The 23,833-nt window shown below is 36.4% G+C and carries 22 protein-coding genes and 1 riboswitch; of the genes, 16 read left to right on the top strand and 6 right to left on the bottom strand.

Going from position 1 to position 23,833, the window contains the following annotated elements:
- Positions 1-269 precede the first annotated feature (269 nt).
- The 3 genes from NYE73_RS21325 (at position 270) to NYE73_RS21315 (ending at position 2,643) form a co-directional block, all read left to right on the top strand.
- A complete protein-coding gene (locus NYE73_RS21325) occupies positions 270-1,238 on the top strand; it encodes a tRNA dihydrouridine synthase (protein WP_259951013.1) in 969 nt (322 codons plus the stop codon).
- A 264-nt stretch (positions 1,239-1,502) separates the two neighbouring features.
- The gene (locus tag NYE73_RS21320) at positions 1,503-1,997 is read left to right on the top strand and encodes an RNA polymerase sigma factor (protein ID WP_259951014.1); all 495 of its coding nucleotides are present in this window, start codon (positions 1,503-1,505) and stop codon (positions 1,995-1,997) included.
- Positions 1,984-2,643 (top strand): zf-HC2 domain-containing protein, encoded by a 660-nt coding sequence (locus NYE73_RS21315; protein ID WP_259951015.1) that lies wholly within the window; start codon positions 1,984-1,986, stop codon positions 2,641-2,643. The genes NYE73_RS21320 and NYE73_RS21315 overlap by 14 nt, the downstream gene beginning before the upstream one ends.
- 223 nt (positions 2,644-2,866) lie before the next feature.
- On the opposite strand, the gene NYE73_RS21310 is transcribed toward NYE73_RS21315, so the two are convergent.
- Positions 2,867-3,187 carry a general stress protein gene (locus NYE73_RS21310; RefSeq protein ID WP_069481407.1) on the bottom strand — a complete coding sequence of 107 codons (321 nt, stop codon included), beginning with the start codon at positions 3,185-3,187 and terminating at the stop codon, positions 2,867-2,869.
- Between the two features lie 293 nt (positions 3,188-3,480).
- Here NYE73_RS21310 and NYE73_RS21305 point away from each other — a divergent pair, with 293 nt between their 5' ends.
- Positions 3,481-4,818, top strand: coding sequence for a trypsin-like peptidase domain-containing protein (locus NYE73_RS21305; RefSeq protein ID WP_259951016.1), 1,338 nt, complete (start codon positions 3,481-3,483; stop codon positions 4,816-4,818).
- Positions 4,819-5,120: 302 nt separating this feature from the next.
- Entirely contained in the window at positions 5,121-6,317 is a 1,197-nt protein-coding gene (locus NYE73_RS21300) for an MFS transporter (RefSeq protein ID WP_004225665.1), read from the top strand.
- 70 nt (positions 6,318-6,387) lie between these two features.
- Here NYE73_RS21300 and NYE73_RS21295 read toward each other — a convergent pair whose 3' ends face one another.
- On the bottom strand, positions 6,388-6,591 hold the full coding sequence (locus tag NYE73_RS21295) for an alpha/beta-type small acid-soluble spore protein (RefSeq protein WP_004225662.1): 204 nt from the start codon (positions 6,589-6,591) through the stop codon (positions 6,388-6,390).
- 186 nt (positions 6,592-6,777) lie between these two features.
- On the opposite strand from NYE73_RS21295, the gene NYE73_RS21290 reads away from it, so the two are divergent.
- The 6 genes from NYE73_RS21290 (at position 6,778) to NYE73_RS21265 (ending at position 12,820) form a co-directional block, all read left to right on the top strand.
- On the top strand, positions 6,778-7,272 hold the full coding sequence (locus NYE73_RS21290; RefSeq protein ID WP_048394854.1) for a YehS family protein: 495 nt from the start codon (positions 6,778-6,780) through the stop codon (positions 7,270-7,272).
- A 141-nt stretch (positions 7,273-7,413) separates the two neighbouring features.
- Positions 7,414-7,608: a hypothetical protein gene (locus NYE73_RS21285; protein WP_004225659.1), complete on the top strand. Its 195-nt coding sequence runs from the start codon at positions 7,414-7,416 to the stop codon at positions 7,606-7,608.
- 203 nt (positions 7,609-7,811) lie between these two features.
- Positions 7,812-7,897: riboswitch (cyclic di-GMP riboswitch) on the top strand.
- Between the two features lie 105 nt (positions 7,898-8,002).
- A complete protein-coding gene (locus NYE73_RS21280; RefSeq protein WP_009374258.1) occupies positions 8,003-9,754 on the top strand; it encodes a methyl-accepting chemotaxis protein in 1,752 nt (583 codons plus the stop codon).
- Entirely contained in the window at positions 9,744-10,496 is a 753-nt protein-coding gene (locus NYE73_RS21275; RefSeq protein WP_009374257.1) for an SDR family NAD(P)-dependent oxidoreductase, read from the top strand. The genes NYE73_RS21280 and NYE73_RS21275 overlap by 11 nt, the downstream gene beginning before the upstream one ends.
- A gap of 21 nt (positions 10,497-10,517) precedes the next feature.
- Positions 10,518-12,008, top strand: a complete 1,491-nt coding sequence (locus NYE73_RS21270) for a sodium:solute symporter family protein (protein ID WP_066038212.1) — start codon at positions 10,518-10,520, stop codon at positions 12,006-12,008.
- Between the two features lie 137 nt (positions 12,009-12,145).
- Positions 12,146-12,820 carry a hypothetical protein gene (locus NYE73_RS21265; protein WP_054548995.1) on the top strand — a complete coding sequence of 225 codons (675 nt, stop codon included), beginning with the start codon at positions 12,146-12,148 and terminating at the stop codon, positions 12,818-12,820.
- A 56-nt stretch (positions 12,821-12,876) separates the two neighbouring features.
- Here NYE73_RS21265 and NYE73_RS21260 read toward each other — a convergent pair whose 3' ends face one another.
- Together NYE73_RS21260 and NYE73_RS21255 are read right to left on the bottom strand one after the other, a co-directional pair.
- Positions 12,877-14,571, bottom strand: coding sequence for a methyl-accepting chemotaxis protein (locus NYE73_RS21260; RefSeq protein WP_259951017.1), 1,695 nt, complete (start codon positions 14,569-14,571; stop codon positions 12,877-12,879).
- 262 nt (positions 14,572-14,833) lie between these two features.
- Positions 14,834-15,829, bottom strand: a complete 996-nt coding sequence (locus NYE73_RS21255; RefSeq protein WP_259951018.1) for a M23 family metallopeptidase — start codon at positions 15,827-15,829, stop codon at positions 14,834-14,836.
- A gap of 212 nt (positions 15,830-16,041) precedes the next feature.
- Between NYE73_RS21255 and NYE73_RS21250 the strand changes: the two genes are divergently transcribed.
- The 3 genes from NYE73_RS21250 (at position 16,042) to NYE73_RS21240 (ending at position 20,807) form a co-directional block, all read left to right on the top strand.
- Complete coding sequence (locus NYE73_RS21250; RefSeq protein WP_066038234.1) at positions 16,042-17,937, top strand: PrkA family serine protein kinase; 1,896 nt, start codon at positions 16,042-16,044, stop codon at positions 17,935-17,937.
- A 264-nt stretch (positions 17,938-18,201) separates the two neighbouring features.
- On the top strand, positions 18,202-19,359 hold the full coding sequence (yhbH, locus tag NYE73_RS21245) for a sporulation protein YhbH (RefSeq protein WP_048394843.1): 1,158 nt from the start codon (positions 18,202-18,204) through the stop codon (positions 19,357-19,359).
- A gap of 44 nt (positions 19,360-19,403) precedes the next feature.
- Positions 19,404-20,807 carry a SpoVR family protein gene (locus NYE73_RS21240; RefSeq protein WP_066038215.1) on the top strand — a complete coding sequence of 468 codons (1,404 nt, stop codon included), beginning with the start codon at positions 19,404-19,406 and terminating at the stop codon, positions 20,805-20,807.
- A gap of 201 nt (positions 20,808-21,008) precedes the next feature.
- Here NYE73_RS21240 and NYE73_RS21235 read toward each other — a convergent pair whose 3' ends face one another.
- Complete coding sequence (locus NYE73_RS21235; protein ID WP_048394838.1) at positions 21,009-21,422, bottom strand: hypothetical protein; 414 nt, start codon at positions 21,420-21,422, stop codon at positions 21,009-21,011.
- 196 nt (positions 21,423-21,618) lie between these two features.
- On the opposite strand from NYE73_RS21235, the gene NYE73_RS21230 reads away from it, so the two are divergent.
- Positions 21,619-22,494: a radical SAM/SPASM domain-containing protein gene (locus NYE73_RS21230; protein ID WP_048394836.1), complete on the top strand. Its 876-nt coding sequence runs from the start codon at positions 21,619-21,621 to the stop codon at positions 22,492-22,494.
- Positions 22,495-22,535: 41 nt separating this feature from the next.
- Here the strand turns inward: NYE73_RS21230 and NYE73_RS21225 are convergent, their stop codons facing one another.
- Positions 22,536-22,925 carry a helix-turn-helix domain-containing protein gene (locus tag NYE73_RS21225; protein ID WP_004225641.1) on the bottom strand — a complete coding sequence of 130 codons (390 nt, stop codon included), beginning with the start codon at positions 22,923-22,925 and terminating at the stop codon, positions 22,536-22,538.
- Positions 22,926-23,136: 211 nt separating this feature from the next.
- Here NYE73_RS21225 and NYE73_RS21220 point away from each other — a divergent pair, with 211 nt between their 5' ends.
- Positions 23,137-23,790 (top strand): hypothetical protein, encoded by a 654-nt coding sequence (locus NYE73_RS21220; RefSeq protein WP_066038216.1) that lies wholly within the window; start codon positions 23,137-23,139, stop codon positions 23,788-23,790.
- Positions 23,791-23,833: the final 43 nt, after the last annotated feature.

Below are 23,833 nucleotides of genomic sequence, written 5' to 3'. Positions count from 1 at the left end.
CATATTATCTATTTTGTTTAAATCCACCTCACAAATGGATCCATTCGAAAAAATATAGAAATGAAAATTAGGTATAATAAAAGTAGATGAGGTAGAAACAATCTATACCATCTACTTTTTTGTTTGTTAAAATACCATTTAGGACTGATTTTCGTTAAAATAAACATTGTTGATTTTTACATTAGCTCTTGATAAATAATGCTTCTACCTCTATTAGGTAATGAGGTAAATATATCAATATGTCCATAGTGAGAGGATTTGGAATTAACATGATAGATAATTTTTGGCGCGATTTACCACGGCCTTTTTTTGTGCTTGCACCGATGGAAGATGTAACGGATGTTGTTTTTCGTCACGTTGTAAGTGAAGCAGGTCGACCAGATGTTTTTTTTACTGAGTTTACAAATTCGGATAGCTACTGTCATCCAGAGGGAAAGAAAAGTGTGCACGGTCGTTTGCTCTTTACAGAAGATGAGCAGCCAATGGTGGCACATATTTGGGGAGATAATGCCGAATATTTCCGTGAAATGAGTATTGGCATGGCAGAGCTAGGTTTTAAAGGCATTGATATTAACATGGGCTGCCCTGTACCGAATGTAGCATCAAGAGGGAAGGGGAGTGGCCTTATTCTCCGACCAGATGTGGCCGCAGAATTAATTCAAGCAGCAAAAGCGGGGGGACTGCCTGTTAGCGTGAAAACACGGCTTGGCTACAAGGATGTAAATGAGTGGGAGGATTGGCTAACGCATATATTAAAGCAGGATATTGCGAACCTTTCGATTCATCTACGAACAAGAAAGGAAATGAGCCTAGTAGATGCGCATTGGGAGCTTATTCCGGAAATCAAAAAACTTCGTGACCGTATTGCACCTAATACGCTACTGACGATCAATGGAGATATTCCTGACCGTCAAACGGGACTCCAACTAGCTGAACAATACGGGATTGATGGCGTGATGATTGGACGAGGTATTTTTAAAAATCCTTTTGCTTTTGAAAAAGAGCCAAAAGAGCATAGCAGTAAAGAGTATCTTAATCTTTTAAGACTGCAGCTTGATCTTCAAGATCAATACGCGGAAGAACTACCACGTTCCATCGCAGGACTTCATCGCTTCTTCAAAATTTATGTCAAAGGATTCCGAGGAGCTGGTGAATTAAGAAGTCAATTGATGAACACAAAATCAACGGATGAAGTGCGTGTATTACTGGACAACTTTGAATCAAACAATATTGAATGACAATGAAATGATGGAACTACCAATAAAGTCAAGTAAATAACAGTAGAAATAGGAGCAAAGATTTGAGGATGAGATTTCCCTTTCTTTGCTCCTTTCAATTTATCGCTATTGAGGTTTTGTCAGATGCTAGGGGGCTCTTGTTTTTATGTTTGTGAAAATAACAATATCGCCCCTGAATCATTTGTAGATTGGTAATCGAAAATAACATATTTTTGTAACGTAATTAAATTCTAAGAGTTATATAAGTGAAAGGGGTGAAAATAGGTGGACTTTGAGGAAATCTATCAGGAATACTTTAAAGAAGTTTATTTATATATCCTATCATTAAGTCACGATGAGCGCATAGCCGAGGAAATAACACAAGAAGCATTTTTTAAGGCATTAAAAGCAATAAAAAAATTTGATGATTCTAAGGATATTCGAGCATGGCTTTTTACAATTGCGAAAAATACATATTTCTCACACTACAAAAGAAAGAAACGACAAGTAGATTCAGGTGCAGTAGAAGAATCAAGTATGGAAGTGCAAATTGTAAAGCATTTGATGAATGAAGAAGATGCCTTCATGGTTCATCAGTTTCTTCACTCGATGAATGAGCCATATAAGGAGGTCTTTTCATTACGTACTTTTGGAGAATTACCTTTTGAAAAGATAGGACGTCTTTTTGGAAAAAGTGCAGGGTGGGCAAGGGTTACCTTTTACAGAGCGAGAAAACAAATTATCGAGTATATGGAGGCGATGAATTATGAAAGAGATTAAATGCACAATTATTCAAGATGTTTTACCTCTGTATGTTGATGAGGTAGTTAGTGAAGATACAAAAGAAATGGTAGACGAACATTTACAGCATTGTGAAAAATGTCAAAAAGAATATGAAACCATGAAACAGGAACTTTATATCCCGGCAGAAAATAAGGCTTTTCAATTTAAAGAGATCAGTAAAAAATGGCGTAAGAAAAAAGTGATCATTTCCATTACTTCGGTTTTCATAACGGCACTTATTTTATTGGGGACCTATTTGTCTGTTTTCTATTTTGAAACGGTTATTCCTTATTCGGAAGATTTGATCAAAATCGAAAGACAAAATGATCATCAGTTGGTTTCCCGATATTATGGCAAAAGCCGTGCAGGTGTTCACGGAACGTTTCCTATGGGAATTGAAATTGATGGAGAGAAAAAGATTGTGAGTTTTATTTATTATACAAAAACAGTGGCTGATTCGCCTTCGAGAAACCTGATTGATGATGAAAAGAGACTTGGACAAGAAGATACCTTTGTTCTACCTGAAAGTGGAAATAACGATGCGGTATATTATGTGGAATTTGATTCAGAAGAGATGGTTCCTGGAGGAAAGGATTCTTGGGATTCCGTTTTAGAACGTGCAGTATTAATTTGGGAGAAATAATCTGATGGAAATCATATTTAGTTATTCTATTATCGGGTGCTTTTCCGTAATAAGGAAAATTATCATTCTTTATGAATAGGACCATATTGTTAAAGAAGACTCTTTAATGAAGAAGAAGAAAATTTCCTCGAGCAGATCATTGACAATAGTTGAAAGGCTATCTTGAATACAGAGACGAAGGTTAAAATGAAACAAACCCAGGATTGGATTCCCGGGTTTGTTTTTACTTATTGGCAACTATGACCAATTTACCTGTATCCAGTTCCTTCTCGAATTGAGCAGCTTCCGATTCACTTAAGCCGACAGAAGCTAACTTGTTGCGGAGTTCATCTCCACGGGAATTCACCAGGTTCTTCATAGAAGTCAGGAACCCTTGCTCGCTAATACCAGCTTCTTCAGTCCCGAGTGCTTCGTTAATATCATCTTCACGTTCTTCATAGTGCGCAAAGATGTAAATGTTATCTCGAAGATATCCTTGCGCTTCTAATTTCTCCACTTCTTGTTTCGCCTGTACTACGTTTTCTACTGTCAATTTGACTGTCATTATTGATCCCTCCTATATATGTTCACATTCAATCTATTCCACTATATTGAATGAATAAAACATCTTTTTAGTTTTTAATTATGTTAGAGTGGCATTAACAACTAATTGAATACTAATGAACAACTCAAAAACATTGGAAGTTGTTATTCTAAATCTTTATTCCAAAGCTACGTCCAATTCTTTATAGAGTCGGGCTTTTTTGTTTGCAATCAATAGAGGATTTAGAGAAACATCAGAGAATTGTATATAAGTACCATTATATGTAATGAAGAGCTTATAGGAGTTGTATGAAGATGATTGTGACAACTAGACCGTTAAAAATTAAATACAATAAATCAGCAAATACTTTTCAGGAGTTTATGCAAATTAATCACAACAAACATTCTCTTACGAAGGAAGTTGTTTTTCTACGATATATCGGTATACCTGATTCTGTAGATTTTTATAAAGATGAGATTCTAAAAATGGAGGAGTATTTCTCCAAGCAAAGCATTTTTTATTTACGACTGCATAAGCTTGAGGTCATTCGTAATAAGGAAGATGTAGATAGATTGTCGGAAAGTTGGAGAATGTGGCAGACTGCTGCTGAAAACCCGCAATTACTGTATAAGCTATCTTTGTGCAGTAAATTAGCGAGTGATCAACTTGAATGGACAAAAAAGCTAAGCTTTAAACAGATGATTCAACTATTTAAAGAAAATCAGCCTTATCCTAATGAAACGTTGTTAAAAAATTTTGCAGTTAAATTTTTGTATTGGATGGATTATTATTTACCACAAATTTTTTCGGAGGAAAATCCAACTTCCCCCAAAATTGTTTTTATAGGTGACATTACGCAGCATGAATTACTATTTTTATATTTCTTATCGTCACTGGGGTGCGATATTTGTTACATGAATCCCAAAGGAGATATTGCCAATTTGTACCCTATAATAGAAGCGTCACCTACCTTACATATGTGTCGACATTTCTATGAAAAAGAAATAACATTGCCTATTAAAAGTACTTCAAGACAATTGAACATTCCTGCTCAAAAAACGAATGCGACGGAGGAGTGGAGCTATGAGCAATTAGCCTCCTTAGCCACATCTGTTGTGATGATTAAGACCTTCGGGGAGGATGACAAGGTTTTATGCTATGGCTCTGGTGTCATTCTCCACCAAGATGGATATATTTTAACAAATCTGCATGTTGTGGGTGGTGGAAAATATTATTCTGTGCTCTATGAAAATGATACCAACGAGTATATTACCCATCAATTTGTGAAATATCATGATATGCATGATTTGGCTATTTTGAAGGTAGACAGAATAAGCCATCCTTTACCTGTAAAAATGGATGGACAATTAGTTCGAGGTCAAAAAATTGTGGCGATTGGCAGTCCGTTAGGATTGTTTAACTCAGTTTCTGATGGGATTGTTTCGGGTTTTCGTGATATTCGGCAAATGTCTATGATTCAATTTACAGCCGCTATATCAAATGGCAGTTCAGGTGGTGCTTTATTGGATATGCATGGGCGATTGGTTGGTCTGATTACAGCAGGCTTCGATGATGGTCAAAACCTTAATTTGGCTGTACCTGCCAATCTAATTTATCAGTTTGCTCAAAACTTTATAGAAATACCGTGTTGAATTTCCACTATTCGACCATTGCTTTTTCTTCCGTAATCTTATAGAATGTAGAACGGTATAAATGAACGATATATAAATCCTTTAATACGGTCCAGAGAGGCTGAAAAGGGCTATGTGATATTTTTAAGCTAATATCTTTGCTTTGTCATGCCCTTTTGTCCTCTGTGACGGAAGGGCTTTTATTATTGTTCCGTACTCCTCTTTTAAAGGAAGTCCCGTGAGGCTTCAAAAGAGAATGGACAAGACAGCTATAATCCATTCACTAAAAGAGATCGACAACTAGAAAATGGAGGCTAAAAAGAATGGATTATCGTAAAAAAACCGTGGTTGCTTCAGTGGCAGGGCTAACGCTAGAAGGAATGGACATTATGTTTATTTCCTTTGCTATGACAATGATTATTGCAGAATTTAATATTGATCTTGCAACAGGTGGATTGATTTCATCTATCACGAATATTGGGATGCTACTGGGTGGTATTATTTTCGGTGTATTAGCAGATAAATATGGTCGAGTAAAAGTGTTTACGTATACGATTATTTTGTTTGCCATCGGAACGGCCTTAACAGGAGTAGCAACAAGTATTGAACAAGTTTATGTTTATAGATTTATCGCTGGTTTAGGTGCTGGCGGAGAATATGGTATTGGGATGGCGCTTGTGGCGGAGGCTTGGCCAAAGAATAAACAAGGCAGAGCATCCTCTTATGTCAGTGTAGGTGCACAATATGGAGTAATTTTAGCCGCTTTATTAAGTGCTATTATTTTACCAACTTTAGGGTGGCGTGCATTATTCTTTGTAGGATTACTACCAGTTATTTTTGCCTTTATCGTACGTAAAAATATTGATGAATCACCAGAATGGTTAGCAGCGCAGAAACAACAAAATAATAAGCAAGAGAACGGGAAATTAGCACAATTATTTGCTTCACCTCGTATCACCATGACAACACTCTCCCTAATTCTAATGGCAACTGTTCAAATTGCAGGCTATAATGGTCTAATGATTTGGCTACCTTCGATGTTACAGAAATCGCAAGGTTTATCGGTTTCAAGCTCAGCATTGTGGACAATTAGTACCGCAGTTGGCATGATCATTGGAATGCTGACGTTTGGTAGATTTATGGATCGTTTTGGTGCAAAGCGAACATTCGGGATCTTTTTAGTAGCCTCTGCATGTGCTGTATTCTTTTACTCGTTTGCAACAGGTGCAGTAGCGATATTAGTAGGCGGTGCGGTTGTAGGATTCTTCTCTAATGGAATGTTTGCAGGGTATGGTGCATTAATTAGTAGCTTTTATCCAGTACAAATTCGCAGTACAGCAACAAACACCATTTTTAACTTTGGACGAGCTATAGGTGGGTTTTCACCAATCTTTGTAGGCTTTATTTTACAAAGCTACGATATGACTGTCGTGATGATTTACTTAGCAGCACTGTATTGTATTTCCTTTATCGTTATGCTAACGCTTAAGAGCTCAGGGAAGGAATTGCAAACAGCATAATTTTATAGAGCACGAAAGAACGAATTCCAATTATGTAAATGGGATTCGTTCTTTTCTTATTAGTATTTAATTATAATAAACCTTTTGAACGTTTTTCAGCGATTTCAACAAGGCGTTTTGTAATCTCTCCTCCAACGGAACCATTTGCGCGAGAAGATGCTTCTGGCCCAAGCTGAACGCCAAACTCTTGTGCAATTTCATATTTCATTTGATTGACAGCCTCATGTACTCCAGGTACTAGAAGTTTATTTGAACTGCGGTTATTGTTAGCCATTGTTCTCACCTCCTTGACCTTAGAATGGTTGCGATTAAATTTTTCATACATTTAAAAAGTAGGAAATGCACACGCTATTTGCTAACAACAACAACTTGTGGAAAGCTAGCAATAATCAGCAAACTCTCTGTTATAATTAAGCCTGGCTCTTTACTATATAAGGTTAATTAAAGGAGGAACATATAAATGACAAATAATGATATCTTAATTCGTTTACGCTATGCGTTCGATATAAAAAATGTAGATATGGTAGAAATTTTTAAACTTGGTGGCATGGATTATTCAAAGGAAGAAGTATTAAATATGCTGATTAAGATTAATGATGAGGAAGAAGCGCCAGAGGAATACATCAAATGTAATAATAAAATGTTAGAGGCATTTTTAAATGGATTAATTACTTTTAAACGCGGGCCTCAGAAACCAAGAGAAGGACAGGCTGTTGGACCTTTACCTGTGTCAGGTAAAGAAAGCCCAAATAATATGCTGCTAAAGAAAGTAAAAATTGCTTTAGCTTTAACAACTGAGGAGATGCTTGAGATTTTATATGACGGCGGCATTAAAGTTACAAAAGGTGAATTAGGTGCTATTTTAAGAAATCCAAGTCATCGTAATTATAAAGAGTGTGGCGATTCATTCGTACGAAATTTTTTAAGGGGCCTAACATATAAATATAGAGCATAATGCACAATGGATATCAATCATAAAGTGCCATTTTTTTCTTTAAAACTCGTTGACAATTTGTGACGAAAATGTGTACAATAAAATTATCACAAAATGTTCACAAAAAAGATGAAAAATGTTCACAGACAAAGGGGTGCTTGTATGATTTATTTTGACATCTTATTAGTAGCTATTGCATGTATTACAATGCCTTTTATTGTTGCAGTTATGTTAGATATTTTTTATGCGGAACGAAAAAAAGTACGCTTTTCATTACGTCGTACTTCCGTATGGTATATCGCTATGTTTGCGTTATCCTTTATACCATCCGTATTACTTGTCACACAAAACGTATAATTTATTCAAACACTTAGGGGTAAGTGAATTGAAAGTGGACAGCTACAACGCTAATTGAGGTTGTAGCTGTTTTTATTTTGTTCAATAGATGAATCATAATTAAGTAATTTATATAATTATTAATGAAGAAACAGCTAGTATAAAATATGTATGTTTTAAGTAGAGAGCATTGACTACTTTTACCTACTGTGTTAATTTTGGTAGGGAAATATAGGCAAATTTACTGAAAAGTAAAGACGCAAAGCTACAGGTCTAAGGCAATAAATGCTATGGCGGCTGAGTTGCAAAAGAGTGCTAGTTGTATCATTCTCATTCTAGTTTTTGTTCTTTTATGCCTATTTCTTTTGAAATAGGCATTTTTTTGCAAGTAAAGTTCAAAGGAGGAAAAGGGGAAATGAAGTTGTTAAAAAACACATCATTAAAAAATAAGCTTTTACTAACAGTCTCTATCGTTGTATTACTGCTTATCGCTATTATTACGACGCAAAGTATTAGTGAATTGAATAATCGGATGAATGTGGATTTGGAGCAAGAATTAAAAAGTGTTGGTTTATTAACAGCTATGAACTTAGACAGTGATGAAGTAAAAGATTTGCTGTCCGAAAAAGGGGAAACAAACGCAAAGTTTACAAAGATCCAAAAGCAACTTGATATGATTCAGGACCAGCAAGGTATTATGAGCTGGAGTTATATTTGGGATGTCAAGGATGAGGGTGGCGTCAATCCAATTGGCTATACCTCTAATCTAAATGAAGTATATGAAGCCGGTGAAATTTTTACTGATTTAGCGGATGAACATGTAGAAACAGCAAAATTAGCTATTGAAAATAATAGTACAGAGGTAACTGATATATTCGAGGATCCTTTTGGTTCTTGGAGAACGGTTTTTAGTCCTATTAAAGATGATAATGGCCAACTGATTGCCCTATTAGGGATTGATTACTCCGCTGATTATATCAATACGATTATTAAAACAAGTGTGATTAAGCAAATTGTCATTGCCATTATCGGCATTTTAATTTTATTAGTTTTAGTTTACATAATTATAGATCGACTATTAAAGCCACTGAAAAAAGTAGTGAACGTTGCCAATCAAGTGGCAAATGGTGAATTAATAGATGTGGATTTAGAGACATCGAAGGATGAAATTGGTAAATTATCTGAATCCATTCGTACAATGGTGGCTAATTTGCAACATATTATTTTAAACATACGCAATACATCCAATCACGTTTCTTCAGCAGCCAATCAATTAACGGTACATGCTGGTGAAACTTATAACAGCTCAACAAATATTGCACTAGACATGAATCAAATTACACAAAATGCTGAGGCCTCGATGACCATGACAGAGGAAACAGCTGCTGCTATGGAAGAAACTGCAACAGGTATTCAGCAAATTGCTGATTCTGCAAATGTAGCTGCGGAATCCTCTATTTCAGCATCACAGGCTTCTGAACGAGGCAATGAAGTTGTACAACAAGTTATTGCTCAAATGGAGTTAATTAATGATTCTGTTGAACAAATAGGTACAACCATTAATGGACTACATGTTAATACAAAAAAAATAAGTGAAATTGTTAGCTTAATTACTGCTATTGCCGATCAAACAAATCTATTAGCATTAAATGCTGCGATCGAAGCGGCACGAGCAGGTGAACATGGTAAAGGCTTTGCCGTTGTTGCGGATGAAGTGAGACGCTTAGCTGAACAATCCTCTCAATCAGCAACAGAAATTTACAATTTAATTAGTTCTATTCAGTCTGATTCAAACGCTTCTATCACGGTTATGGAGAAAGGTAAAGAGGATGTTAAGGTAGGGATGGCATTTACTAATGAAGTAGGCGAAATCTTTAAAGAAATTCTTACTTCCTCAGAAGAAGTAGCTAGCCAAATACGTGAAATTTCAGCAGCCTCACAACAAATTTCTGCATCCTCAGAAGAAGTGGCGGCATCTGTTAATAATATTAAACAATCTGCAGAGCAGTCAGCAGAGTTCTCTTCAAATGTCTCGAATTCTACACAAGAGCAATTATCTACCATGCAGGAAGTAAAGGATGCCTCTTCATCACTGGGCAAAACAGCAGAAGAGCTGCAAGGTCTAGTGGCAAAATTCAAATTGGAGAATGATCATAATGGACATTAATTTTACAGGAAAAAATGTTTTAATTACAGGCTCTAGTAAAGGAATCGGTAAAGCAATTGCTTTAGGCTTTGCGCAACATGGAGCCAATATTTTAATTAATTATATTGGGGATGAGCAAGAGGCAGAAGCTGTACGTGCAGAAGCAGAAAAGTTGGGTGTGAAAGCTTTAATATTCCACGCAGATGTTTCTAACTCTCAAGAAGTACAAGCGATGCATCAATTTATGGACGAGCATCTTGGGAATCTTGATATTCTTGTAAATAACGCTGGATTTGCACAGGGTTCCAGCATTACAGATTTAACGGATGAGCAGTGGGATCGTATGATTAAAGTTCATTTATATGGCTGTTTCTATAATTGCCGTGAAGCAGCTAAAAGAATGAAGGAACGTAATACAGGAAAAATCATTAATATTTCATCTGATATTGGTAGCTTGGGTTGTGAAGAATTCACGCATTATTCAGCTGCGAAGGGTGCTATTAATGCTTTTACAAAGGCTTTAGCAAGAGAATTAGCACCTTCTATACTTGTCAATGCAGTTGCTCCTAGTGGAACATTTACGGACATTCTACAAGAGTTTGGCGATAACTATGTGGAGGAAGAATCCGCAAAATATCCATTAAAACGTTTAGCGCAACCAGAAGAAATTGCGAAAAGTGTATTATTTTTAGCCTCTAATCATGCTGACTTCTATACAGGTCAAATTTTAACGCCAAATGGTGGGGTCGTAATGAACGGTTAATGGAAAACGAAGGAGTAAATAATGTTAAATATTATTATCTTTTGCTTATACTTATTATTTATCTATTATATTGGCTATAAAGGCTATAAGCGTGTCAACACAGCCGAGGATTTAATTGTTGCTGGCTGGAGCATGCCTTTATCCGTTGTCACGGGTAGTTTAGTCGCTGCATTATTAGCAGCTCCCTTCTTTTTTGCAGCGGTAGGCTCTGGCTATACAAGTGGTGGCTTTGAAGGTTCGGCAACAATGGGTGGTTTAGGGACTTGTATGATTCTTGGAGCACTCATTTGGACAAAGCCATTACGACGTTTAAAGGGCTGGACATTAGCAGATTACTACGGTTTACGCTATGGCAGTAAAAAGCTAGGAGCCTATACAGGGGTTGTTATGGCAATTGCTTTTGGAGTTTTTAATGCAGCGGCGTTAACAGTTGGTGGAACGTATATTATTCAGCAATTGTTGCAAATTGATTTTATACCTGCGGCGCTTCTATTTGTATCGCTAACGGCTATTTATTCAGTTATTGGTGGTTTATGGGCAGTTGCCTATACTGAAATCGTACAAGGTGCGCTTGCAGTGGCAGGTATTTTGGGTATTACCATTTTTATTTTGTTTTACTATCCAGATGTTACATTTAATCCCGAGTGGTGGAATATCAGTACATTATTTGAGAAGGCAGGAGCAGAATTCTGGACTTTGTATCTTGTACTAGCACTTGGAGATATCCCTGCAGTTGACCTTGGGCAGAGGGTAGCTGCTGCAAAAAGTCCACGGGTGGCACAACGAAGCATGATTATTGCTGGTATTATTGTCATTGCAATAAGCTGGATTCCAGGGATGCTAGGGGAAGCCTTTAAGTCTATTTATCCTGAAAGCACAAACCCAGAAACATTGATGCTTACCTTTGCACAAGGTTATTTTCCTCCTTTATTAGCAGCTATTTTCTTAACAGCCATGGCAGCCATGGGGATGTCTACAGTAGCTGCATGTTATGTAGCGACTTCAGGGATTGTCACAAAGAATATTTATTTAGATTTTATTAATCGTAATCCTGATCCTAAGAAGCTATTAAGATTTTCACGATCTATTATTCTAGCTAGTGCTTTATTAGGTTTAGTGCTAGCTGTAAGCTTCCAAAAAGTAATTGATTTAGCTTATTTAGCTTGGGATATTATATTCGTAACAATATTCTGGCCAATCGTTTTAGGACCATTTTGGAAACGTGTCAGTACACCAGCAGTTTGGGCAAGTATTTCCGTTGGCTTAGTTTATTACATTGTGACATCACTAACATTCGTACCTAGTCTGACAATCCAATCAGAAGGCTTCATAGGTCTATTAAATGAATTATGGCAGGCTCCTGTATTTTCAGGTGTTGTTATAACTGGTATCACAATTGTCGTGGTGAGCTTACTCGTTCCGCCATCTGAGCATGTTCTTGAGATGCATAAAATAGAAAAAGATAAAACATTAGACGACGTAAGTAGTAAAGAAGAGCTAATAGGTCGTTAAAAGCAAAAGCACGGATTCATTGTAAAGTTCAATGAATTCGTGTTTTTTATTAGAATGAAACGATAGAATCAAGAATACTATTGCTAGTACATCATCTGAATTTTTCTAGTGATTATCTTGATAAAGGCGGGAATTGGATGAAAAATATTTTCTTCATTTTATTAGGGATTGTCTATCTTTATCTAGCAAATGCCATTGAATTAGTCATTATTAAGCAACTATTTTTTTTAATCGGGCTGGCTTTAGTCGGTCTAGGGAGTATCCGTTATTTAAAAGAGCGTTACATTGCCATACAAACTTTGACAGCCATGACGGAAGCTAGTGAGGAGGAGATAATGGCTATTCCTCATACACAATGTACAGTTTCCAATGATGCTTTAAATGCTTTACTGTTAAATGAACAGACAAACATGCTTATTTTCGCCCGAAGAGAAGCTTTAGACGAAGAACTAAAAATTATAGAGGTTCCATTTAACAGAATATATGAGGTTGCCATTATGGAAGATGAAGTATTTACGGTTAGAACAAAGAATCATCTAATGAGTGGTTCCTTACTTGCTGAAGCAGATGAAATAGAAGAAGAGGAGGTAGAAGAAGATACAATTTCACAGCTATCGCTAAAGTTAGTAGTAGATCATTTATCAGAGCCTATTCAAGAATATATGTTCATGGATAATAGTGAAGATCCCATATCAAAAGAGGAGGATGACTATAAAGAAGCCATAGAGCTTTGTGAGAAATGGTTTCAAAAGATAAGTGTTATTATTAAACGTCATGAACTGGAACGAGTGCCAATAAGTCATTGGCAATAAGAGAGAAGGCTGTCTCAAAATAGAAAAATTTGAGATAGCCTTTGTTGTTTAGATGATTAAATTTTAAATTGCTGTAGCTGCGTATTTAACTCTTCGGCCATTCCAGCAAGCTGATTTGCACTTCTAGCGATTTCATCCATTGTAGCGGCGGTTTCCTCAACAGTTGCTGTTGTTTGCTCAACGCCAGCAGCGGATTCCTGTGAAATGGAGGCCATATCATCAATAGAAGCATTAATGGTTTCCGAATTTTGAGCAAGCTGATTTAAATTCGTTGAAATCGTTGAAATATTAACAATCATATCCCCAACAGCATCAGAAATTTTTTCAAATGTTTCATTTGTTTCATCGAGCTGTGCTGTTCCTCTTTTTACTTCCTCATAGCCAGTCTGAAGGGCAGATGTTACATTGCCAGTCTCACCTTGAATACGCTGGACAATTGTTGCAATATCCGTGACAGAGAACTGTACTTGCTCAGCAAGCTTTCGGACTTCATCTGCCACAACAGCAAAACCCTTGCCATGCTCACCTGCTCGTGCTGCTTCGATTGCTGCATTTAATGCAAGTAAATTTGTTTGGTTTGAAATATCATCGATAACTGACACTAGCTTGGATATTTCAGCAGACTGTTCATTTAAATTTTCTACCTTTTTCACAGAGTCTAATACAATTTCATTTATTGTAGCCATTTGTTTGGTAGATTGCACCATTAAACTTTTCCCTGAAACCGTTAATTTTTGAACATGACTAGAATGTTCGCTTAATTCAATGCCCTCTTGTGTAGTTTCATGAATGCTACGCTTAAATGCTGTCATTGTTTCTGCCAAATCACCTGTGGTAGATGCTTGTGTTTCTGTACCAGATGCCAGCTCTTGCATCGTTACTGTAATTTGCTCAGTACCTGCTTGTACCTCATTCGATGATTGAGCAAGTTCTTCACTACTAGCTGCTACTGTTTCAGAAACCGAGTAGATAGACTGGATCGTTTGTTTGAATTTTTCGTTCATGTCATTGGCTGCTACCATTAACGTTCCAATTTCATCTCGTGTTTTTATAGGCAAAGGCTCTAGTTGCAAATTTCCATCTGCTAATTCTTTCATCCGGTCGGCTACTACTGTAACAGGTTTAGAGATGGTACTGGCTGTGATAATGGCAATTAGAATACCAGCTATAGTTAGAATCAAGCTAAAGACGATACCAATTGTTCGATTCTCAGAGCTAGTTGATACAACATCATTACCGACATCTGTAATGGCTTTAGCGCGTTCATCTGCCAGTTTTTCGTAACCATATCGCACTTTCGTTACGAGTTCATGTGTATCCATTAAATTTTCTAAAGCTAATTCTTTATTGCCCTTTTGGTAGATATCAAATACCTCTGTATTGACAAGGGTACTCCAATCACGAGCGATTGCTACAAGTTGATCGCGTTCATCTGATTTTTCATATTTGTCTAGAATAGCATTATTTTCCTCAGCCATTTTGCGATACTCATCAAATGATTCTTTGTATTTTTCGTCGCCTGTCAACACATAATTTAACGCTGCAGATAGACGGACACTCATAGAGAGTGCTAAATTTTTACTTGCATTTAAAACAACTAAATCTTCTTTTACTAAATCTTTTGCCTGTTTTTCCATATTTGTATTGGAATTGTAAGTGTAGGTTGTAAAGCTAACTACTAAAACTAACAAAAGAATAAATGCACTTAAAATTCGTGTTTTAAGTGTTTTAAACTTGATAATGCCTTTCATTTTCCCATCCCTTTACTATCTCATTGAGAAATTTTTTCAACACAAGTATTATTTTATAACTAATTATGCGTATTAATAAGCCTTTCGATAGAAATATTTAAAAATAGTTTTTTAGTACAATGATATAATTATTTTCCTTTTGTTTATAGTTAAATATATATAGATATCTAACGACTAATTTATATATTTATGTAGAATTTCCTAAGTAGAAAGAAAATACACCTGAAGCAAAATGCTTCAAGTGCCATAAGTAAAGGATTCTCTATTGTTTTTGACTTTTCGCCTTGCGCTCCCACTGTAGAAGGGAAGGATAAGGGTCAAAAGCCCATTCGGTTCTTCCATTAAATTTATAAATACCATAATGAAGATGTGGAGGGAATTTGCCAGATGTACCTTCTTTTCCATAGCCAGAGCTTCCAACATAGCCAAGAACAGTACCAGGTTTTACAATTGTACCTACTTCAATTTCCTTATGATAGCTACCGAGGTGGGCATAATAGTGGTAGGAATTATGATTGTCGCGAATACCAATACGCCAGCCACCAAATTGATTCCATCCTTTTACCTCCACTATTCCATAAGAGGTAGATAATACAGGCGTTCCATAGCTGGCAAAAATATCAGTTCCCTCATGAATACGGCGTCCACCCCAACCACGATTGGCGCCCCAAGTGCCCCTGTAACTGTAATCAGAGCGGATATTTAGCGGGAAGGTATGTGCATCAAGTTCTATAGTTTTAAAATGTCTGTACAATGTGGAGATGGTAAATATTTGATTGACTGCTTCTTCGCTTCCGTAATATTCCCATAATGCTAATTTAAAATCCTCATCTGTTGTTCCAAATTTCCCTAAATAACTAGCCATCGAAAAAATGACATCCTCATCATCCTTTGGACTAGCGATTCCATCATGATTACCGTCAAGGCCCATTCCTCCGAAATAGCTAATTGTCTCAGGAGAAGTGTCTTCCTTTACAGGATTTAATGCACCTGACCAGTATTCATCAGAAAATTGAATAGCCAAATAGCCTTCTCGTTTAGGGATGTCTTTACGAACTGATTGTAGGTTTCTTTCATATTGATCGATAGCAGCTAAAAAATGCCATGGAATGAGTAATTCATCGAATTGTACATAATAGGACATACGCTGCTGTAAAATTTCTTCTTCTGTAAGATCCTCCTTTGCAAAAGAGGCAGAAGGGTACAGCATAATCCCTAAAAATAAAAATGTGAAAAGAAATATAAAATGGCGATGCAATGATGGACCTCCTTTCTAACGTTAGAATAACCGAAATTTTTATCTTCATTCAGTAAGGTTCTATGTATGAAAACAGTTGATATATCGGCAATTTTTTTGCCCCCAAAAATAGAAATAATAAGAAGAAACTTCATCAAAGAAAAAGTAATGGTATCATCATGCCATTAACTTCATACTATGTTATAAATCAAGCCCTGAATGGAGGGAAGGCTATTAACATTTTAGATAAAGTGAAAAACTATCGCGAAGAAGAAAACAGGCTGAAGTGGGAAGGGACATTTGCAGATTATTTAAACATCATTAGGGAAAGACCTGAAGTTGCTCAAACAGCCCATTCACGCGTCTACAATATGATAAAAAGTTCTGGTGTAGAGGAACGCGATGGGCAAAAAATGTACAAATTTTTCGGACAAGAAATTTTTGGGCTTGAAACAGCAATTGAAAGACTGGTGGAGGAATATTTCCATCCAGCAGCACGCAGGTTAGATGTTAGAAAACGTATTTTATTATTAATGGGACCAGTTAGTGGTGGTAAATCAACTATCGTTACCTTACTAAAACGCGGATTAGAGCAATATTCGCGAACTGATGAAGGTGCAGTTTACGCAATTAAGGGATGTCCAATGCATGAAGATCCGCTCCATTTAATTCCACATCATTTGCGTAATGAGTTCTTTGAGGAATATGGGATTAGAATTGAAGGAAGTTTATCGCCTTTAAATACAATGCGTCTTGAAAAGGAATACGATGGACGCATTGAAAATGTAATGATTGAACGTATTACTTTTTCAGAAGATAAACGTGTGGGTATAGGGACATTTACACCATCAGACCCTAAATCACAGGATATTGCAGATTTAACAGGAAGTATTGATTTTTCTACAATTGGTGAATTTGGTTCAGAGTCGGATCCTCGTGCTTACCGCTTTGATGGGGAGCTGAATAAGGCTAATAGAGGAATGATGGAATTCCAGGAGATGCTAAAACTAGATGAAAAATTCTTATGGAATTTATTATCATTAACGCAGGAAGGAAATTTCAAAGCAGGAAGATTTGCTTTAATTAGTGCAGATGAGTTAATCGTTGCTCATACAAATGAAACAGAGTATCGTTCATTTATTTCGAACAAAAAGAATGAGGCATTACATTCTCGAATTATCGTTATGCCAATTCCCTACAACCTCAAAGTTAGTCAGGAAGAGCATATTTATGAAAAGATGATAAAAGAGAGCGATATGTCCCATGTCCATATTGCACCGCATGCTTTAAAGGCCGCAGCAATCTTTTCGGTTCTCACTCGTTTGGAAGTTCCGAAAAAACAAGGTGTGGATCTAATTAAAAAAATGCGCTTGTACGACGGAGAAAATGTGGAGGGATTTAATTCCGTTGACTTAGAGGAGCTGAAGAAAGAGTTTCCGAATGAAGGCATGAACGGTATTGATCCACGCTATATTATTAATCGTATTTCTTCTGCTATTATCCGCAAAGAGATACCATCGATAAATGCATTAGACGTTTTACGAGCATTGAAGGATGGGTTAGATCAGCATGCATCCATTTCTCAAGAGGATCGTGAAAAATACATGAATTACATTGCGGTTGCTCGTAGAGAATATGATGAAATTGCTAAAAATGAAGTACAAAAGGCTTTTGTGTACTCCTATGAGGAATCTGCAAAAACGTTGATGAATAACTACCTTGATAATGTAGAGGCATTCTGTAATAAAAATAAAATTTATGATCCACTTACTGGGGAAGAAATGAATCCAGATGAAAAATTAATGCGCTCGATTGAGGAGCAAATTGGCATTTCAGAAAATGCTAAAAAGGCATTCCGTGAAGAGATTCTCATTCGAATTTCTGCCTATGCACGAAAAGGTAAACGTTTTGATTATAATTCTCATGAAAGATTGCGAGAAGCCATTCAGAAGAAATTATTTGCAGATTTGAAAGATGTCGTTAAAATTACTACTTCTTCTAAAATGCCAGATGAATCTCAACTGAAGAAGATTAATGAGGTTGTGGCAAGGCTTGTTGATGAACATGGCTATAATACAACATCAGCAAATGAGTTGCTACAGTATGTAGGAAGTTTGCTCAATCGATAACTTGATGTTCATTGTTCCAAGTCAGATAGGAGTGTCCCATTTTTAGGGCACTCCTTTTATTATCAGGAGGAGAGATTTATCAACAAAAAGCCCCAGAGGATGTCCGAGACTTTGAAGAGAAACTTTAGAGCATGGTCGAAAAAAATCTGGACCCATTGAGGCGTGATTGATAGATATACAATTGATTTTATGAAAAAAGTTCAAAAATTTAGCTCACAAGCATAGTATAGAAAAAGCGAATTTGATAGATGGGTGAGGATAAAAATGACTGAACACGAAAATAAACGCTTTGTCATTTCTCAGGAAAATTGGTCCCTCCATCGTAAAGGGCACCAAGACCAACAACGCCATATGGAAAAAGTGAAAGATGCGATTAAAAATAATTTACCTGATTTAGTTAGCGAAGAAAGTATTGTGATGTCCAATGGTCGCGAGGTTATTAAGATACCAATTCGGTCACTTGATGAATATAAAATTCGATATAACTATGATAACTCTAAGCATGTAGGGCAGGGACAAGGGGATAGTAGTGTTGGAGATGTAGTAGCGCGGGATGGCAGTAAGGCCAATCAGGCTCCAGGTAAAGGAAAAGAAGCGGGTGACAAGCCTGGCCAAGATTATTATGAAGCGGAAGTCAGTATTGAGGAAATTCAAAATGTTTTATTTCATGAATTAGAGTTACCTAATTTACAGCAAAAAGAAAAGGCAGATATTAAAACAGAAAAAATAGAGTTTAATGATATTCGAAAAAAGGGACTCATGGGTAATGTCGATAAAAAGCGTACCATTTTAAATGCATTAAAGCGCAATGCGATGCATGGGAAAGCAGAAATAACGCCAATCCACAATGACGATTTACGTTTTAAAACATGGGATGAAGTGGAGAAACCAGAATCCAAAGCAGTAGTGCTCGCCATGATGGATACAAGTGGCTCAATGGGCGCATTTGAAAAATATTGTGCGAGAAGCTTCTTCTTTTGGATGACGAAGTTTTTACGGTCAAAATATGAAACAGTAGAAATTGAATTTATTGCTCATCATACTGAGGCAAAGGTTGTCACAGAAGAGGAGTTTTTTACAAAGGGTGAAAGTGGAGGAACCATTTGTTCTTCAGCTTATAAAAAGGCATTGGAATTAATTCAGGATAAATATCATCCGTCTCGCTACAATATTTATCCTGTCCATTTTTCAGATGGTGAAAATATATCGATGGACAATGAAAAGTGCTTGAAGCTAGTAGGAGAGTTAATGGATGTATCCAGCATGTTTGGCTATGGTGAGGTGAATCAGCATAACCGATTCTCAACGCTTATGTATACGTATAAAAAAATTGATGATCCTAAATTCAGATACCATATTTTGAGAAAAAAAGGCGATGTGTATGACGCCTTAAAGAGCTTTTTCAAGAAAAGTGAAGAGTAACATGGAAGTATCCTCAGCACCACGTTCAAAGGAGGGGGCGTAAAATGGACACAAAAGAGCTTCATCGTGCAATAGATGAAATTACCGAAATTGCCTCAAGCTTTGGCTTAGATTTTTATCCAATGCGTTATGAAATTTGTCCAGCAGATATTATTTATACATTTGGCGCCTACGGTATGCCCACGCGCTTTTCCCATTGGAGCTTTGGTAAACAATTTCATAAAATGAAGCTTCAATATGATTTAGGACTTAGTCAGATTTATGAGCTTGTCATTAATTCAAATCCTTGCTATGCATTTTTACTCGATACCAATACTTTAACCCAAAATAAATTGATTATTGCCCATGTTCTAGCACACTGCGATTTCTTCAAAAATAATATACGTTTTTCTAATACAAGAAGAGATATGGTAGAAAGTATGACCGCAACTGCGGAGCGAATAGCTGGCTATGAGAGAGAGTATGGCAAGGATGAGGTGGAGCAGTTTTTAGATGCTGTTTTAGCTATTCAAGAACATATTGATCCATCAATTTTAAGACCAAAGCTATCCTGGAGTGAGGAGGATGAGCTTGAGGAGGAAAAAACACCAACAAAATCACCGTATGATGATTTATGGAGTATAGAAGAAAAAGAAAAAGTTTATAAACCAATTCGACGCAGATTAAAGCAATTTCCTCCTCAGCCAGAAAAGGACCTGTTGTTATTCTTAGAGGAACATAGCCGTGAATTGGAAGACTGGCAACGAGATATATTAACAATGATGCGAGAGGAAATGCTTTATTTTTGGCCTCAATTAGAGACTAAAATAATGAACGAGGGTTGGGCCTCATTCTGGCATCAACGAATCATGCGGGAGCTAAAGTTAACTACTGCTGAAACTATCGAATATGCCAAATTAAATGCGGGGGTTGTGCAGCCCTCCAAAACATCGATTAATCCATATTATCTTGGGATTAAAATTTTCGAGGATATTGAAAATCGCTATAATAATCCTACCGAGGAAATGAAACGGTTAGGTGTTTTGCCAAATACGGGACGTGAAAAGATTTTTGAGGTAAGAGAGGTAGAATCAGATATTTCCTTTATTCGAAACTATTTAACAAAGGATTTAGCGAAGCGTGAAGATTTGTACTTGTTCCAAAAGAAAGGGAATGAATACCGTATAACGGATAAGGATCACGAGATGGTTCGCGATCAACTTGTATCCATGCGTGTAAACGGAGGCTTCCCATATATTGTGGTAAAAAATGGTGATTATTTGCGGAATGGCGAGCTATATTTAGTTCATGGCTATGAAGGGATGGAGTTAGATCCACACTATTTAGAAAATGTATTACCTTATATTTACCAGCTATGGGGACGTCCTGTTCATTTAGAAACCTATGTCGATAAAAAGCCGATGCTCTATTCATATGACGGCACAAAAAATTATAAACGCAATGTATAATAAAAAAACTTCTATCTGTTGAGGGTACCATCAAGCAGATAGAAGTTTTTTCATCGTGTTGAAAAACAAAACCATCAATAGTATTTTTGTGAAATGTCAACAATCGGTTGCAGGCTACTTGCTTTCCAGTGGCAGAGCACAGAGCCCCTTCGTGTAAAATGGCCTTTTTTTTGCTACTGACATGATCTTTTTGAAACCAATCTACTCATCTTCTTCAGTTAATACATCAGTTTCTTCATTACTTTCACTATGGTTAGAGGATGAATGAATATCACTTTCAATGACAAGACTATCCCGTACTTTAATGCCTTGTTGCCCACCAGCCTCGTCATTATTATTACCAGCAATACCACTTCTTCCATTACCGTCAGCAAATTGCGAATTGACGTTGCGTGTGTGACTACCGTTACTAGCATTTTGTCCACCTTGGTTGGCATTTGTGCCTACATCATGATTGATTTGGCCTCCGCCTTCTGCACGTTGCTCAAAGTGAAAATCTGTATTTCCTATATTGAATGTGAAGTTTATTGTTATATGATTTTTCCCTTGTTTGTTAGAGGATTCCTGCTCAGGTTCGTCAGGTCCATAAAATTTTTTAGAATTAAAACCAGACATCGTTTCTCCTCCCTTCCTTTCCTATTACTATTAAGATATTAGCGCTTCTTGAACCCACCTGTACGTGTAGCCATGTTACCTAGAGAAAAGGTAGGAGTGTCCAGAGGGAAGCTCAACGATTTTTGCTATCTATCCAATAAATTTGTTAAAATGAATGAGATTTGATTATTTAGTGAATGGGAACGGAGAAGCAACATTGAGAACATTTAAAAAGGTTTATATAGAAATTACGAGTGTTTGTAATTTAGCATGTAGTTTTTGTCCACCTACAGCGCGTGCAAAGGGGCTTATAAAAGTCGAACAATTTAATAAAATATTAGATGAAATTCGTCCACATACAAAATATATTTATTTGCATGTGAAAGGAGAGCCATTACTACATCCAAGAATTGATCAGCTATTAGACGCTGCCCATGCAAAAGGATTCAAAGTCAATATTACAACGAATGGTACGCTAATCAAAAAAAATCGCGAGAAAATATTAGGAAAGCCAGCATTACGTCAAATTAATTTCTCGTTGCATAGCTTTGATGGGCATGAAGGCTCTGAAAATCGTGAAAAATATTTAGAGGATATATTGGATTTTGTGCGAGATTCTAGGGAATACAATACGATTATTTCCTATCGTTTATGGAATCTACAACAGGATCATGTTTCGGATGTTGCAGCTCGTCGCAACCGCGAGACTTTAGAAATATTAGAAAATGAGTATCATCTTGATTATCGTATAGAAGAAAAAGTAGAACCTGGTAAAGGGGTAAAAATTGCGCCTCATGTATATTTAAATCAGGATCATGAGTTTAGATGGCCAAGTCTCCTAGAGCCAGAGGATGAAGGTAAGGGTTTTTGCCATGCACTGCGTAGTCAAGCAGCTATATTGGTGGATGGTACCGTAGTACCTTGCTGTTTGGATGGGGAAGGTGTCATTAATTTAGGAAATGTACATGAAAAATCCTTCTCCGACATTGTAGAAGGGGAGCGTGCCAATAAGATTGTTGAAGGCTTCTCGAGAAGAGAAGCTGTGGAAGAATTATGTAGAAAATGTGGCTATCGTCAAAAGTTTGGTATGTAGCTACTAAAAGTTACTTTGAAATAAAAAAGCAGCTCCAATGGTCATTGACCGTTAGAGCTGTTTTTCTTTGATTGAGAATCAATCGTATCTAAAAAATCCTTCGTTATACGAACTACATATTTTACCTCGTCTAAATTTCGTTCTCTTAATAATGAGCGATGAATGTCTAGCATGAGGTTTTTCTCCTCAATATCAGTAACGCCAGATAATTTTTGAAAATTAAATAGCTCCTCAGGGGTAATGTCTAATGCCTTCATGATTGTTTCCAAAGTACTTAAGGTAATATTAGATTGTCCATGCTCAATATTGGAAACTCTTCCTTTACTGAAACCTAACTTCCCTGTTCTTTCAGCCACTTCTTCTTGGCTAAGTCCTTTAGATAATCGAATAATCCGAAGTTGTTCACCTACTAGCTTTAAAAAATCTGACATATGATTCACCTCTATGTTAAAAGCTAGTGAAAAACAATGGAAATGACTATACTATTATAGTGGTATAATAGAGAAAAAGTTACATTAAAATGGTACAATCTTTAGAGTAATACTTTTATCCAGACAAATGACCTAAATAAATAACTAGGTATGCGTTAATGAAGATTGTATTTAGGGTATTAATTGGGACAGAGGATTGGAGGGTTCATACATGGTGAAGCAGTTTTTTTTAGAAGAAATAGCAAAAGTCCAAATTGGTCATTTAATTTTGAACGATCAATGTTTTACTAGGGAAGGTACTCCTTTTATCACCAAAGCAACACTTTTGAAATTATTGGTAGATGATGATGCTAGTCAAGTGCCAAAGATTGATCACACGGTTGATTCATTAAATTTGTCACTGGTACCTGCAAAAAGCATTCTTCTCAACAAATTAAATTTAAAGGAAACCATTATTTATCAATGTAAAAAAGCTGTGTGCATCGGTCATGATATCATTGCCATTATTCCAAATGAATCCATTGTTGTTAGTGACTATTTATTTCACTTTTTTAAATGGTATCAAATAAATAAAGAGAGGCGTCATATCCTTCGTATAATAATTGAATTACCTCCTCTTGATATACAGCATAGAGCAGCTCAACTATTAAACGCTATTCAACATTTATTAATGAATAAAGATTCTTTAGTCACAGCGGTAGAAAAACTTCCACAGTATTTCGATAATGTATCAAAACAAGTAAATCAGCATTCAAAAAACTTACATCATAGCTTTGAACAGCTCCAATATTTATATGCTGATATGTTACATAAGGTTTATAATGGAGATTTCTTAAATGATTCCTTTCAAAGGTTGAGCAATTAACATAAGTCGGTGCAAATGGATTGGGCAATCCTTGCACCGACTT

The organism is Lysinibacillus sp. FSL K6-0102, assembly GCF_038003545.1.
GTDB lineage: Bacteria > Bacillota > Bacilli > Bacillales_A > Planococcaceae > Lysinibacillus > Lysinibacillus capsici.
The sequence above is the reverse complement of the archived record's forward strand: the minus strand, read 5'-3'. Positions and strand labels throughout refer to the sequence as shown.